The organism is Azohydromonas lata (assembly GCF_034427735.1).
Lineage (GTDB): Bacteria > Pseudomonadota > Gammaproteobacteria > Burkholderiales > Burkholderiaceae_C > Azohydromonas > Azohydromonas lata.
Genome location: NZ_JAXOJX010000246.1, coordinates 1 through 308, shown reverse-complemented (window position 1 = coordinate 308; position 308 = coordinate 1). Strand labels below are relative to the sequence as shown.

1 protein-coding gene is annotated in these 308 nt (G+C 67.2%); it reads left to right on the top strand.

From position 1 onward, the window contains the following. Positions 1-308: helix-turn-helix domain-containing protein (locus SM757_RS35245; protein ID WP_322468901.1), on the top strand; the 308-nt coding region annotated here is incomplete at both ends.

The window sequence follows — 308 nt, the reverse complement described above, 5'->3', positions numbered from 1 at the left end:
CAGGCGCACCGGTTGCGACAGGCGCACAAGACGTGGGACGAGATCGCAGCCATCGTGGGGCTACACCGCTCCACGGTCATGAGTTGGGTGAACCGCTACCGACTCAATGAGCAGCAGCCCGCAGACGTGGCTTCGACGCGCCGCGGCCGGCTGCTGGGCGACAAGCGCACACTCGGGCTCGAAGACGAGCGACGGCTGCGCGAGCAGATCGTGGGCGGCAGCCCGGCGCGGTTGGGACTGCCCTATGCGCTGTGGAGCCGCAAGGCCGTGCAGGAGGCCATCAAGCTCGACTTTGGTATTGACATGCC